This window comes from Campylobacter sp. BCW_6460, from assembly GCF_001762705.1.
Taxonomy (GTDB): domain Bacteria; phylum Campylobacterota; class Campylobacteria; order Campylobacterales; family Campylobacteraceae; genus Campylobacter_D; species Campylobacter_D jejuni.
Window position 1 is genome coordinate 68,177 of record NZ_MJXI01000002.1, and the last position, 13,620, is coordinate 81,796.

14 protein-coding genes are annotated in these 13,620 nt (G+C 30.7%); 2 read left to right on the forward strand and 12 right to left on the reverse strand.

Annotated features, from left to right (window positions below):
• Window positions 1-21: 21 nt before the first annotated feature.
• From AJ881_RS00955 to lepA, 12 genes are all read right to left on the reverse strand, one after another.
• On the reverse strand, window positions 22-1,137 hold the full coding sequence (locus AJ881_RS00955; RefSeq protein ID WP_070282480.1) for an ABC transporter substrate-binding protein: 1,116 nt from the start codon (window positions 1,135-1,137) through the stop codon (window positions 22-24).
• A 30-nt stretch (window positions 1,138-1,167) separates the two neighbouring features.
• Entirely contained in the window at window positions 1,168-1,602 is a 435-nt protein-coding gene (locus AJ881_RS00960) for a c-type cytochrome (RefSeq protein ID WP_070282478.1), read from the reverse strand.
• An 8-nt stretch (window positions 1,603-1,610) separates the two neighbouring features.
• Window positions 1,611-1,802, reverse strand: coding sequence for a mini-MOMP protein (locus AJ881_RS00965; RefSeq protein ID WP_002861753.1), 192 nt, complete (start codon window positions 1,800-1,802; stop codon window positions 1,611-1,613).
• A gap of 51 nt (window positions 1,803-1,853) precedes the next feature.
• Complete coding sequence (locus AJ881_RS00970; protein WP_002852919.1) at window positions 1,854-2,360, reverse strand: YqhA family protein; 507 nt, start codon at window positions 2,358-2,360, stop codon at window positions 1,854-1,856.
• An 8-nt stretch (window positions 2,361-2,368) separates the two neighbouring features.
• The gene (locus AJ881_RS00975; protein ID WP_070247885.1) at window positions 2,369-3,400 is read right to left on the reverse strand and encodes an aspartate-semialdehyde dehydrogenase; all 1,032 of its coding nucleotides are present in this window, start codon (window positions 3,398-3,400) and stop codon (window positions 2,369-2,371) included.
• A complete protein-coding gene (gene flgR, locus AJ881_RS00980) occupies window positions 3,400-4,701 on the reverse strand; it encodes a fla regulon two-component system response regulator (RefSeq protein ID WP_002867162.1) in 1,302 nt (433 codons plus the stop codon). The genes AJ881_RS00975 and flgR overlap by 1 nt, the downstream gene beginning before the upstream one ends.
• 56 nt (window positions 4,702-4,757) lie before the next feature.
• Window positions 4,758-5,207: a flagellar assembly protein FlgQ gene (flgQ, locus tag AJ881_RS00985; RefSeq protein WP_002882648.1), complete on the reverse strand. Its 450-nt coding sequence runs from the start codon at window positions 5,205-5,207 to the stop codon at window positions 4,758-4,760.
• Complete coding sequence (gene flgP, locus AJ881_RS00990) at window positions 5,183-5,698, reverse strand: flagellar assembly lipoprotein FlgP (protein WP_002882646.1); 516 nt, start codon at window positions 5,696-5,698, stop codon at window positions 5,183-5,185. The genes flgQ and flgP overlap by 25 nt, the downstream gene beginning before the upstream one ends.
• Window positions 5,699-5,764: 66 nt before the next feature.
• Entirely contained in the window at window positions 5,765-8,353 is a 2,589-nt protein-coding gene (gene gyrA, locus AJ881_RS00995) for a DNA topoisomerase (ATP-hydrolyzing) subunit A (RefSeq protein WP_070282476.1), read from the reverse strand.
• Between the two features lie 40 nt (window positions 8,354-8,393).
• A complete protein-coding gene (locus AJ881_RS01000; RefSeq protein ID WP_002870583.1) occupies window positions 8,394-8,969 on the reverse strand; it encodes a ComF family protein in 576 nt (191 codons plus the stop codon).
• Window positions 8,966-9,610 (reverse strand): outer membrane lipoprotein MapA, encoded by a 645-nt coding sequence (gene mapA, locus AJ881_RS01005; protein WP_002870582.1) that lies wholly within the window; start codon window positions 9,608-9,610, stop codon window positions 8,966-8,968. The genes AJ881_RS01000 and mapA overlap by 4 nt, the downstream gene beginning before the upstream one ends.
• Window positions 9,611-9,686: 76 nt before the next feature.
• Window positions 9,687-11,483, reverse strand: a complete 1,797-nt coding sequence (gene lepA, locus AJ881_RS01010; RefSeq protein WP_070282474.1) for a translation elongation factor 4 — start codon at window positions 11,481-11,483, stop codon at window positions 9,687-9,689.
• 125 nt (window positions 11,484-11,608) lie between these two features.
• Between lepA and cmeD the strand changes: the two genes are divergently transcribed.
• Together cmeD and cmeE are read left to right on the forward strand one after the other, a co-directional pair.
• Window positions 11,609-12,883, forward strand: a complete 1,275-nt coding sequence (gene cmeD, locus AJ881_RS01015; RefSeq protein ID WP_070282472.1) for a multidrug efflux RND transporter outer membrane subunit CmeD — start codon at window positions 11,609-11,611, stop codon at window positions 12,881-12,883.
• Entirely contained in the window at window positions 12,880-13,620 is a 741-nt protein-coding gene (gene cmeE / locus AJ881_RS01020) for a multidrug efflux RND transporter periplasmic adaptor subunit CmeE (RefSeq protein WP_070282470.1), read from the forward strand. The genes cmeD and cmeE overlap by 4 nt, the downstream gene beginning before the upstream one ends.

Genomic DNA, 13,620 nt, shown 5'->3' on the forward strand with positions numbered 1-13,620 from the left:
TCTCTACCTTTATTTTAGTAATTATGGATTTATAATTGTTTTATAATTTTGTTTTTGATTTTGAATTTCTTTAATCACAACAGAACGAATAGCATTACCGCTTTCATCTATGCTAATCACACCACCAACAGCTTGAAAATCTTTAGTTTGATGAATTTTGCTATTAATACATTCACTGCTAAGATTATCAACGCAAGCATTCATAGCATTCAACATTACAAAATACGCATCAGCCCCCATAGCCGAAAATGCTGGAAGTTCTTTTGTTCCTTTAACTTTCTCATAAGCTGCAACAAAATCTTTTCCTAATTGTGTAAATGGATTGTTATAATCAAAACTATCAGTGAAAATTACTCCATTAACAGCACTCCCGCCAAGATCTATAAAAGTTTGATTATTAACACCATCTCCTGCTGCTAAAAGTTTATCAAAACCAATTTGTCTTCCTTGTCTCGCAATTAAAGCAGCTTCAGGATGATAAATAGGCATATAAACAAAATCAGGATTTAAACTCTTAAGTTGAGAAACCACAGCTCTAAAATCTTTATCTCCTGAATTAATAACAAGTTTTTTTATAATTTTCCCACCATTATTCTTAAAAGAATTTTCAAAAGCTCTTGCCAAACCTAAAGAATAAACATTGCTTTGATCTATGATGATAACAGCATTTTTAAGCCCTAAATCCTTAGATACATAAGTAGCAAATTTATCTCCTTGAAAACTGTCTTTAAAACAAACTCTACTTGCATATTTCTTTTTATCTAGCAATTTATCTCCAGATGCCACTGGAGCTATTAGGGGAATTTTTTTCTCTTCTGCTATAGAAATAGCTTGAATAGTATTTGGAGTTGTAGCTTCACCAATAATCCCAAGGACTTTATCTGTTGCTATTAAACGATTAACTCCGTTTGAAGTTTCAAGCTTATCTCCTTTTGTATCTATTGTGATAAGTTTAATAACATCTCCATTTGAAAGTTTTGGTTGTAGCTTATTAGCCAGTTCAATTCCGTTAAAAACATCTTGCCCATAAGCTGCCACAGTTCCAGTTAAAGGTAAAACTACTCCTATATTAATATCCTTAGCATATAAGCAATTTACCATAGTTAAAACACTTAAAGTTAAAGTTAGTTTTTTCATAGCATTCCTTTTAATTATAGTTTTTACATTTTATTTTAGAAATATATTATGTTTTGTTTTTTGCGCAGGTTCTTCTTCAAGAAGGTCTTTTACTTGCAAATCAAGCGCAAAATTTCCACCTTTAATATAAGCAATAATATTATCTATATCCTCGTGGCTTAAATTTCTAGCATAAAAAGCCATTTGAGAAGCTGTTGTAGAACTGCTACTATCAAGAGCATAACCTATCAAAGCTCCTTTAATATCCTCAGGAGACATATCTTTTAAAATTCTAGATCCTATAACACTCTTTTCAGCATTATCTCCATGGCAAGTATTGCATTTATTTTGAAAATACAAAGCCTTCGCTTTTTCCATATCATATTGCTTATTTGCATCAAAGGTATAAGTAAAAAATGATTTCAAGTTAATACCAAAAAGCGCAACAACAAATATTGAACTAATAAACAACCATCGTATAATCATGATTTTCCTTATTTTATTGTAATTTCCGTTTGTGTTTTATTTTGATATCTATGTGTTTTTTTGTTGTATTTTTTTTCTTTTTTAATATCATAGCGATAACGAACAGTCCCTGAAACTTCTATATCTTTAAAGACTTCATCTAACGGAGCTGCAAAAACAAAATGATTTAAAATCATACCAATTAAAAACATTTTTTTCATTTTTATTCTTTAAACACAAAAAACGATTATATCAAAAAAAGATAATCCTTGTTAATGACCACCTTTATGTAAAAAATAAAGTCCTACACAAAGAGCTAAAATCGATCCAGCAAGAAAAGCCATATCCACAGGAGTAGCAAATTTCATCTGTAAAACCCTTTGAAAGAAATTTACCACTAAGACCATAATGATAACTTTTGCAAGCTTGTCTTTTAATTGATCTAAGCTATGCACCTCTAAAACCTTGCTTTGTTTTGTTTGTTTAAATTCTTCTATTTCACTGATAAAAAGCTCATAAACTCCAAAAGAAAAAATAAACAAAACTAAAGCCATAAGATAAAGATCAACAGCTCCTATAATCAAAGCCACCACATCCTCATGCAAATCCACATTAGAACCTGCATCAAAAAAATAATTATAAGTATAAAATATAACTTTTAAAACATCATAACTTGCAATAAAAAACAATACAAAAGCTCCAATTAAACCAAAAATTACGGGTAAAATTGTAACAATACGACTTCTAACAAGTAAAGATTCAAATATTTTCTCTAACATTTTTTTCCTTATTTATTTTTTAATTCTAACCATTTTTGCGCAATACGCACAGCATTTGTTGCAGCACCTACACGAATTTGATCCGCCACACACCAAAGATGGAGTATTTTTTTATCATACATGTCAGCGCGAATTCTTCCTACATAAGTTTCATTAGTATCACTAGTCATTAAAGGCATAGGGTATTTTTTATTTTTAGGATCATCTATGACAACAACACTTGGTGCTTTTTCTAAAATTTCTTTAGCTTTTTTTACATCTATTTCTTTTTCAAAATGCATAGTAATGGCTTCGCTATGACTTCTTAAAACAGGCACTCTTACACAAGTTGCCGAAACTTCTAAATTTTTATGTAAAATTTTTTGAGTTTCATTAATCATTTTAAGTTCTTCTTTAGTGTAATCATTATCCATAAAAACATCAATTTGTGGAATAAGATTAAGTGCCAAAGTATAAGGAAAAGTTTGAGGTTCAAATTCATCAAGTTTAAAAGCAAAAAAACTTTGCATAGCTTCAACCAATTCTTGCATTCCTTCTTTTCCTGCTCCACTTGCAGCCTGATAGGTACTTACATCAACACGCTTTAAATTAAATGCATCATTTAAAGGTTTTAAAACTTGCACCATTTGTATAGTAGAACAATTTGGATTAGCAATAATCCCTGTTTTTTTCCAATCTTTAATATCCTCAGGATTGCATTCAGGAACCACCAAAGGAACATCTTTTTCCATTCTAAAATGACTTGTATTATCAATAACAACAGCACCAGATTCTACTACAAATTTAGCATATTTTTCACTCACACTTCCACCTGCGCTAAAAAAAGCAATATCAATAGGATTTTCTTTAAATACATTTTCGGTAAGTTCTTTGACTTTATAAGCTTTGCCTTTAAATTCTACTTCACTACCTACACTTTTTGCACTTGCTAAAGGTAAAATACTTTCCACTGGGAAATCAAGTTCATCTAAAACATTTAAAAGCTCTTCCCCAACCGCACCAGTAGCACCCACAATGGCTATTTTTTGTTTCTTTGACATTACTTATCCTTTATTTGATATTTTTTAATTTTTTCATTTAAAATTTTTATATCCATACCTAAAATTTGAGAAGCTTGATCCTTGTCATAATCTACACTTAAAAGAACTTCACAAATCAATTCTTTTTCTAAATTCTTTACATCTTTTTTTATACTTCTAGCTTCTAAGAACAAATCTTCACTTGAAATTTCATCATTTTCACTTAAAATACAAGCTCTTTGTACAACGGATATTAATTCTCTAATATTACCAGGAAAATCATATTCAAGTAAAGCATTTTTAGCTTCTTGGCTGAGCTGTTTTTCCTTAAAATCATATTCTTTACAAGTATCTTCTAAAACCTTTTGAGCTATACCTAAAATTTCTTCTTTACGCTCTCTTAAAGGCGGGATATTAATAGGAACAGTGTTTAAACGATAATATAAATCTGAACGAAATTCGCCATTTTTTATTTTTTCATCTAAATTTGCATTAGTTGCACTGATAATTCTTACATCTATTTTGATGCTTTTCGTACTTCCAAGTCGCGTAATTTCTTTTTCTTGCAAAGCTCTTAAAAGTTTGGCTTGAATTTCATAAGGCATTTCGCCAATTTCATCTAAAAACAAAGTACCCTCATTAGCCATTTCAAAAAGCCCTATTTTAGTTGCATTGGCATCGGTAAAAGCACCTTTTTCAAAACCAAAAAGCTCACTTTCAATCAAATTTGCAGGAATGGCTGCCATATTAATAGCAACAAAAGGCTTATTAGAGCGTTTAGAATGAGTGTGAATATAACGAGAAAATACCTCTTTTCCTACTCCACTCTCTCCAAAAAACATTACAGAGGCATCAGTTTTAGCCGCTTTTTGACTTAAATTTAATGTTTTTTCTAAATTAGGAGAAGTTGAAAAAAAATCTTTATTTTCTTCTTTTTTTTCATTTTTTTTGCTTTTTTTATCGGCTGTTTTTTCTCTTATGATTTTAGCACGCTTAATAGCCTCGACTAAAGTATCAACATCAAAAGGCTTGGTTAAAAAATCTTTTACTCCCAAACGAACCGCTTCTATAGCACGACTTAAAGTAGCATTTCCTGTCATAATAATAAAATCATATTTATTTTCACAGGCTTTAACAAATTCTATGCCATCAATTCCTGGCATATTAATATCTGTAATAATCAAATCTGTATTCTCATCTATTTTTTTTAAAGCTTCAGTAGCAGATTTATAAGATTTAATATTAAATTCTTCATACTCTGCTAATGCAATTTCTAAGGATTTGCGCATATTAATATCATCTTCTACTATGACTAAATTCATCCTAAGCCTTTTAAAAAATTTCTGCTATAGTATCCAATTTGCGCTTAATTTTGAATTTACTTTTTTTTAAGATAATAAATTATCGCATTTTGTTCGCCAAATTCCACGGTAAAACGCAAAGGTAAAATTTTAATATAAGTTTCACTTTGAGCACGTAATAAGTCGGTATTAACAATATCCTTAACACTGATTTTAGCTCCTATAAAGCAATCACTTAACTCATCTTTATGAGAATTTAAAAAATTAAATTTAATTGTTTTTAGCATATTATCATCAATTAATCCTAAAGAAGTTCGAGGTAAAACTTTTAAATCTTGATCACTATAAGAAATTTCACATACCCATTGTTCTTCAACATTTTCGCTTTGCGTCATTGCTAAGGATAAATTTTGATTTTGATGAAAGAGAATGAAATTTTTACTAGAAAGCTCTGCCCAAAAAATAAATTCATCTTGGGCAAAAAGCTTAAAGCTAAGAAAAATTAATAAGCAAACAATTCTTTCCACTTGTCTGCATCGATTTTAAGTTCTAAGTTTACTCTATAAAGCCCTTGATTAAAATTCTCATCAATAATACTTGCATTTTTTATCAAACCATTTACTTGCGCAGTAATAGTTGAACTTCTAAGCATTGCATCTTTTACAGTGTCTTTACCATTCACTTTCACACCATAAAGCTTACTTGCAAGCTGTCTGTAAGCATCGGTAATCGCTGCTCTTTTTGCTAAAGCTAGGGCTTGAGCAGTAGAAACTGTATTCATCGGAGCAATCCCTTCACCAACTGCTGTAAAACTAAGTTCCGTTTCACTAGCGTCTGGAGCTAACATTTTTTCTTCTCTGATAATATCACGCACATCATCTTTGTCGACTTTTTGCACGATAACATCTTGAGATGGAGCAGTGCTATTTGCACTTGAATTTTTAGTTGTACTGTTTGCACTTGGTACACAACCAGCGAAAATTCCTGCTATTGCTAGCATAAAATAAATTTTTTTCATTTTTACACCTTCAAAATATTGTAATTAGTAAAATAAAAAGCAATAAGCGTTCCAACTTTAAACTTATTACAAATCTAAACCAAAGTTTTCATCGCTTAACTCATCCTCATCATTTTCCTCTTTAGGACACTTAGCGATGCTAACCACCTCGTCATTTTCCACATTAACAACGATGACGCCACTTGTATTACGCCCTGCTTTTCTAATACTTTGCATATCAACACGTATCATCTTGCCTGAACTTGTAAGAGCCATCAAATCCATAGTTTCATCTACTATAACTACGCTAATAAGATCTTTGGTTTTTTCTGTAAGTTTCATGCAAATTACACCCTTACCACCTCTACTTTGCAATCTATATTCTCCAGCATTGGTGCGTTTTCCTATACCTTTTGCACTTATGCTTAAAATTTCTTGCTCATCATTTTCTATAACAACTGCACCTACTAATTCGTCATTTTTCTCTTTAAACTTAATAGCGGTCACCCCACGACTTACACGGCCGATTTCACGCACTTTAGCAAGTGGGAATTTGATACACATACCTTTTTTGGTTACTGCAAAGAGCATTTTACCTTGTGTGTTTACACTTTCTTCATTTTCAAAATTTTCATCATCTAAATTTTCAATTTCTTGATTTTCTAAATTTTCTTCACCACCACTGGCAAAAATTTCATTTTCATCTCTTTGAACAATAATAGCAGTTACCAACTCATCATTTTCATCCAAGTTGATCGCTCTAACTCCTACACTTCTGATATTTTGATATTCACTCAAATTTGTACGCTTTACAATACCATTTTTAGTAAAGAAACATAAAGATTTGTTCTCATCAAAATCCGTGGTTGGAATAATAGCCATGATTTTTTCTTCAGCTTGTAAATTGATAAGATTTACCACTGCTTTTCCTTTAGCCGTTCTTGAGCCTTCAGGAATTTTATAAACTTTAAGCCAATAAAGCTGTCCACGATCTGTTACAAACATAAGCGTATCATGTGTATTTGCCGTAAAGAAACTTTCTATAAAATCATCATCATAAGTCGTAACGGCTAATTTTCCTTTTCCACCTCGTTTTTGTTTTTCATATTGTTTACTAGGCACACGCTTAATATAACCACGATGTGTGATAGTTACAACCATATTTTCATTAGGAATCAAATCTTCAATATCAATATCATCGTAATCATCTTCAATTTGAGTAATACGTGGCACATCAAATTTACTTCTAATTTCTTTTAATTCATCGCGAATTAAATTTTCAAGCAAGGTTTCACTTTTTAAAATTTCTTCAAGTCTTGCAATTTCTTTCATTAATTCTGCAAGTTCATTTTCGATTTTTTCTCTTTCAAGTCCTGTTAAACGACCAAGTTTCATATCCAAAATAGCATTGGCTTGAAGCTCACTAAGACCAAATTTAGCTACTAAAGAATCTCTTGCGGTATTATTATCAGAACTATTTTTAATTAAAGCAATCACTTCATCTATATTATCAAGTGCAATTTTAAGACCTTCTAAAATATGAGCTCTTGCTCTTGCCTTTTGAAGTTCAAAAATCGTTCTTCTAATAATAACTGTTTTTCTATGAGTTAAGAAAAGATTTAAAAGTTCCAACAAAGAGAAAATTTTAGGTTCTTTATTGTGAATTGCCAACATAATCACACCAAAAGTACTTTCCATAGTGGTAGATTTAAATAGATTATTTAAAACAATTTCACTCATAGCCTCACGTTTAAGCTCTATAACAACGCGGATTCCTTCTTTATTACTCTCATCTCTTACTTCAGATATTCCTTCAATTTGCTTTTCTTTAACAAGCTCTGCAATCTGCTCTATAAGCCTAGCTTTATTGGTTTGATAAGGAAGCTCATCTATAACAATAACATCTTTATTTGTCTTTTTTTCAATATGAGTTTTAGCTCGCACTTTCACACGACCACGCCCTGTGCGATAAGCTTCTATAATACCTTTTTTACCATAAATTATTCCACCTGTTGGAAAATCTGGACCTTTAATAAACTGCATAATCTCTTCTAAGCTTGCATCTTTATTATCAAGCAAATATAAAAGCCCATCTATCAACTCATTTAAACTATGAGGCGGGATGTTTGTTGCCATACCTACAGCTATACCACTTGAACCATTTAATAATAAATTTGGAACCCTAGAAGGTAAAACATCAGGTTCACTTTCTGAACCATCATAATTTGGAACAAAATCGACCGTATCTTTATCTATATCTTTTAAAAGCTCATGAGAAAGTTTACTCATTTTTGCTTCAGTATAACGCATCGCAGCGGCGCTATCACCATCTATAGATCCAAAGTTGCCTTGTCCTGTAATACTTGGATATCTCATAGAAAAATCTTGAGCCATTCTAACCAAAGCATCATAAACTGCTGTATCTCCATGTGGGTGATAACGACCTATAACAGCACCCACTATACGGGCTGATTTGACAAAATCTGTTCTACTTTTTGCCTCATCATTTTGCATAGCATATAAAATTCTTCTATGAACAGGCTTTAAACCATCTCTTGCGTCAGGCAAAGCACGACCTATAATAACACTCATAGAATAGTCTAAATAACTACTTTTTATAGAATTTTCTATATCTACAAGTTCAATATCAGAATCTTTGCTAAAAATATTCTCCATAAAAATCCTTCTATTAGTTCAAAGTTTTGATTATAGCATATTAAACTTTTGCATCAGCTAAAACAAGAGCAAAAAGTACAGAAATTTTATTTTCTTCTAAAACTTTTTTAGCTTCCAAAAGGCTAGAACCAGTTGTTACAATATCATCTACTAAAATTACAGGTTCGTGAATGGTTTTTAAGAGTTTGTAATTTCTTTTATGTTTTTGACGAAATTCTAAACTTTTTCCGGAATATTTAATATGATTTTGTGCTTTTAAAACATTAAAAACAGGTTTTACAAATTTTGTTTTAAGATATCTAGCTAAAATAGCAGAATGTGAATAAAGCATATCTTCAACCTTATCATCTAAAGCTATAACATTAATTGTCATTCTAGGATCAAAAAAATCTTTAAATTTTGCAAAACTTAATTTAGCAAGCATTTTATAAACGAAATAACCATAAAAATAATGTTTAGAGTGAAGCAAGTGTTGTATCTCATGGTATTTATAAAAAGAATAGACTTTGAAATTATTATCAAGCTTTCTTACATTTAAGGAAAATTCAGAAAGCTCTAGCTCACATAAATCACAAAAGCAAAGCAGAGCAAAAGCTCCGCAATTTATACACCTCAAAGTTCAGAGATTAAACTAGCTGCTTTATTTGCCATTTGTTTTATTAACAAATGAGTATAAAAAGTTGTTTCTTTTAGATCATCGAAACCTTGTACATCTTGCTTGGTGCGGATTGTAAATTTCTTATTTTTGTTTATATCGCTAACTTGTAAAACTCCTACTAGTTTTGAATGTAATCCTGTAGTATCTTGAGTTGCTCCATAAGATATAAATTCTAAATCAATCTTACTCACATAAGGTGAATTTTGATCGTTATTGTCAAGCACAACTATTCCTCTAGCTTCAAGTTCTTGTTTTAAATAAGTATAAAATACCGCATTAAAATTCACATCAACAAATAACTTTTTCCCTTTAGCATTTAAAACTTTTTGTCCTTCTTTTAAATCATAAAATCTATGCAAATAAACCTTTTTTAAAGCAATACCAGTGTCTAAAGTGCGTTTATTGGCACAACATTGAATTCCAACATCGCTAATGTATAAAAGCCCTTTAATCTTTGCTTCAAAGCCATCAGGACTTTCACAAGAACTGCATTGAGAATTTTTAGAAATTTGATTAACTTGAGCAAAAGTATCTTGTTTAGTTGCACAAGCACTCAAAAATAAAATAGGCACTATAAAAATCAAAAATTTTTTAAACATTTTTTCTCCTTAGAAAATTATTTTAAAATTGTATTAAAAATACAAGCAAATTTCAAGCCAAGTTTTAAATTTATCATCAATCTATCTTTAAAACACTCAAAAAAGCTTCTTGAGGTAAATTTACCTTACCTATAGCTTTCATTCTTTTTTTACCTTCTTTTTGCTTTTCTAAAAGCTTTCTTTTTCTAGTAATATCCCCACCATAGCATTTTGCTGTCACATTTTTACCCATGGATTTAACAGTCTCCCTTGCGATGATTTTATTTCCAATACTTGCTTGAATGGCCACTTCAAAAAGCTGTCTAGGAACTATTTCTTTCATAGCGCTAACAAGCTCTCTTCCTTTACTTTGTGCTTTCTCATTAGGCACGATAATGCTTAGCGCATCAACATTTTCACCCGCCACTTTAATATCAAGTTTTACCAAATCCCCTACTCTAAATTCTATAGGTTCATAATCAAAACTCGCATAGCCTTTTGTTAAGGACTTTAATTTATCATAAAAATCCATCACAATCTCATTTAAAGGTACATCATATTCTAGCAAAACACGCTCAGGTGTGATATAGTCCATTTTAACCTGCACTCCTCTTTTGCGATTTAAAAGAGTGATTAAATTCCCTAAAAATTCACTTGGAGTAATGATAGTGGCTTTAACATAAGGCTCTTTTATATGATCGATTTTATTAACAGGAGGAAGTTCGCTAGGATTTTGAATTTTAACAAGCTCTCCATCGGTTTGATAAATTTCATAAGTCACAGTTGGAGCTGTAGCAATCAAATCAAGATTAAATTCTCTCTCAAGCCTTTCTTTAATCACTTCCATGTGTAAAAGTCCTAAAAACCCTACCCTAAAGCCAAAGCCTAAAGCCAAAGAAGTTTCAGGCTCATAGGTAATAGAACTATCGTTAAGCTTTAGCTTATCCAAAGCATCTCTTAAATCTTCAAATTTATCCGTTTCTATAGGATAAAGTCCTGCGAACACAAAAGCTTTAGCCTTTTCAAAACCGCCTATGGCTTCTTTAGCTTTGTTTTTTACTAAAGTAATAGTATCGCCTACTTGTACATCGCCTACAGTTTTAAGCCCTAAAACCACCACGCCTACTTCACCTGATTGTAAAGATTGAGTTTTAATTGGACTTAAAGGGTGGGGATAAAAAAGATCTTGAACTATATGTTTTTTATCTGTACTCATGACTAAAACTTCATCGTTTTTAGCTATACTTCCCTCGTAAATCCTAACCAAAGCCAAAGCACCCAAATAATTATCAAACCAAGAATCATAAATTAAAGCCTTAGTAGGAGCTTCATCATCTGTTTTTGGTGTAGGGATTTTAGTAATAATTGTTTCTATAAGCTCTTTTATACCCACTCCTGTTTTTGCACTCACGCAAACGGCGTCTTTACAATCTATGCCTATAATATGCTCGATTTCATGCTTGACTTTTTCAACATCAGCATTAGGTAAATCGATTTTATTAATCACGGGAATGATTTCAAGATTATTTTCAAGCGCTATATAAACATTAGCTATAGTCTGTGCTTCAACACCTTGAGAAGCATCTACTACAAGTAAAGCCCCTTCACAACTTGCCAAAGAACGACTCACTTCATAAGAAAAATCCACATGGCCAGGAGTATCAATAAGATTTAAAACAAAATTTTCATTATTAAATTTATAATTTAAACGCACCGATTGTGCTTTTATAGTGATACCACGCTCTTTTTCTATATCCATAGTATCCATAACTTGTGAACTCATCTGCCTATCACTAATAGCACCACACTCGCTAATAATCCTATCTGCAAGAGTAGATTTTCCATGATCTATATGAGCTATAATAGAAAAATTTCTAATATTTTTTACCGACAAAATTTCATCCTAAATATAAAATTTTAAAGCTAGGATTTTAACAAAATTTATGTTTAAAACAAATAAATTTTATTTTATATAAAAAACTTCAATTGAAATTTATATAAAGCATACTAAAATATCAAATGTTTGAAAAATATTTAAAATCAGCTATATTTTTAGCTCTTTATCCCTTAGCAATGTTAGCTTCTAATTTGCACGAATTTATAGCACTAAGTCAAAATAACGAATCCTATCTCATTAAACAAATGCAAAGCGAACAAGCAAATTTGGACAAAGAACAAGCTTTTAGAAATTACCTACCCTCTCTTAGTCTAAACTCAGCTTATGTAGCCAACAATAAAGATCGCTTCATTATCGATCCACAAGAAAGTTTATTTGCTAAAGTTTCTCTTAATTTTTTACTTTTTGATGGGGGTGCTAGAGAGGCTAATTTAAGAGCTTTAGAAAGCAAAGAAAAATTAAGCCTTTTAGACAAAGAACAAAATAAAAATTACCTTGCCCTAAATGCAATCACACTTTATTTTAATACCTTAAGTCTTGAAAAAATTTTACTAGCCAATCAACAAAAAATAGCTTTTTTAAAATCAACTTTTGAAAGATTGCAAAAATTTTACGATGCAGGACTTAGCCCTAAAGATGAACTTGAAAGCATTAAAGCCAAATATCATTTAAGCTTATTAGAGCTCAGTCAAAATGAATTAAAACTTGCCAATATACAAAAAGAGATTAAAATTTTAAGCGATACAGATTTTAAAGTGCAAGGGAATGCTTTTTTAGAAAATCCGCAACAAGAAAAAAGTCAAAACTATGAAGTAATGATAGCTAAAGAACAAATCAATCTTGCTAAAGAAAGTGTAAATTTAGCAAAAGCTGAATATTTTCCAAAATTTTATATTCAAGATAATTTTAACTTTTATAAAAACAATTATAATCCAAAAGTTCCAGCTCCTTTTGTAAACTTAGCAGATCAATTCTTAGAAAAATATTCTCAAGGTAATCAGTTTATTTTAGGTATGGAATGGAAAATTTTTGATTTCAATGCAAGGGCTAAAGAAGTTGAAAAAGAGCGTTTAAACGTTCAAATAGCCAATGCAAACGCAAGGTTTAGTGAGAGAAAAAATAAAGAAGAATTAAATTATTTAGACAAAAGTTTAAAAGTTTTACAAGAACAAATTTTAGCTCTTAATCTTAGCTTAAATGCTGCAAATTTAGCTTTTGAAAGTGTAGATAAAAAATACCAAGCAGGACTTGTTTCTTATGTGGAATATCTTCAAGCTTTAGAGGCTAAATTTAAAGCACAAAGCGATTTAGAGCTTGCTAAAAATGAATTTGAAATTACTAAAGCAAATTATTATTTTAATGCAGGTATAGATCTTAATTCAAAGGTTAAAGAATGAAAAAAATTCTATTTTTACTTCTTGCTTTTAATTGCGCCTTTGGCGAAGAAATTTACGCAAGTTTCAATGTAGAAGCATCAAAACAAAGCAAACTTGCCCTTGAAAGCATAGGTTTAGTTCAAAAAATTCCTGTAGAAATTGGACAAAAAGTCAACAAAGGAGAACTTTTACTTGCTCTTGATCAAGAAAGTGAAAAAATAGCTCTTCAAAATGCTCAAAATTCTTATCAACTTGCCCTTGTAGAATACGAAAATACCAAAAGTAGGATGCAAAAAATCAAAGCTGTAGAAAATGTTATAGACAAACAAAGCTATGAAGATATGAAAGCTAAGTTTGATGCTGCTAATTTAAATTTAAACAAAGCAAAAATCAATATAGCTTATTATAAAAATATCATGGCAAAAAAAGAATTACGCGCACCTTATGATGCTATTATCGCAAACAAATTTATACAAGTGGGCGAAGGAGTAGGAGGAGTAGCTCAACCTTTAATAGAAATTTTTTCCTATCCACAAAGCAAACTGATTTTAAGTTTTGATGAAAAATATAAAGATAAAGTTAGATTAGGCGATGATTTCTTTTATAAAATCGATCAAAATGGTACAGAATTGAAAGGAAAAATTAGCCTTATTTATCCAAGTATAGAAGTAAAAACAAGAAAAGTTTATGCTGAAGTGCAAACCACAAATCTAACACCAGGGCTTTTTGGTGAAGGTAGAATCATCACTAAAGATTAA

Excerpts from the sequence above, each read along its gene's own strand:
- gyrA (WP_070282476.1), bottom strand. The coding sequence starts at position 8,353 with ATGGAGAATATTTTTAGCAAAGATTCTGATATTGAACTTGTAGATATA.
- flgR (WP_002867162.1), bottom strand. The coding sequence starts at position 4,701 with ATGAATTTAGTCATAGTAGAAGATGATATTAATATGCGCAAATCCTTA.
- flgP (WP_002882646.1), bottom strand. The coding sequence starts at position 5,698 with ATGAAAAAAATTTATTTTATGCTAGCAATAGCAGGAATTTTCGCTGGT.
- mapA (WP_002870582.1), bottom strand. The coding sequence starts at position 9,610 with ATGTTTAAAAAATTTTTGATTTTTATAGTGCCTATTTTATTTTTGAGT.
- AJ881_RS00960 (WP_070282478.1), bottom strand. The coding sequence starts at position 1,602 with ATGATTATACGATGGTTGTTTATTAGTTCAATATTTGTTGTTGCGCTT.
- AJ881_RS00970 (WP_002852919.1), bottom strand. The coding sequence starts at position 2,360 with ATGTTAGAGAAAATATTTGAATCTTTACTTGTTAGAAGTCGTATTGTT.
- AJ881_RS00965 (WP_002861753.1), bottom strand. The coding sequence starts at position 1,802 with ATGAAAAAAATGTTTTTAATTGGTATGATTTTAAATCATTTTGTTTTT.
- cmeE (WP_070282470.1), top strand. The coding sequence starts at position 12,880 with ATGAAAAAAATTCTATTTTTACTTCTTGCTTTTAATTGCGCCTTTGGC.
- cmeD (WP_070282472.1), top strand. The coding sequence starts at position 11,609 with ATGTTTGAAAAATATTTAAAATCAGCTATATTTTTAGCTCTTTATCCC.
- AJ881_RS00975 (WP_070247885.1), bottom strand. The coding sequence starts at position 3,400 with ATGTCAAAGAAACAAAAAATAGCCATTGTGGGTGCTACTGGTGCGGTT.
- AJ881_RS00955 (WP_070282480.1), bottom strand. The coding sequence starts at position 1,137 with ATGAAAAAACTAACTTTAACTTTAAGTGTTTTAACTATGGTAAATTGC.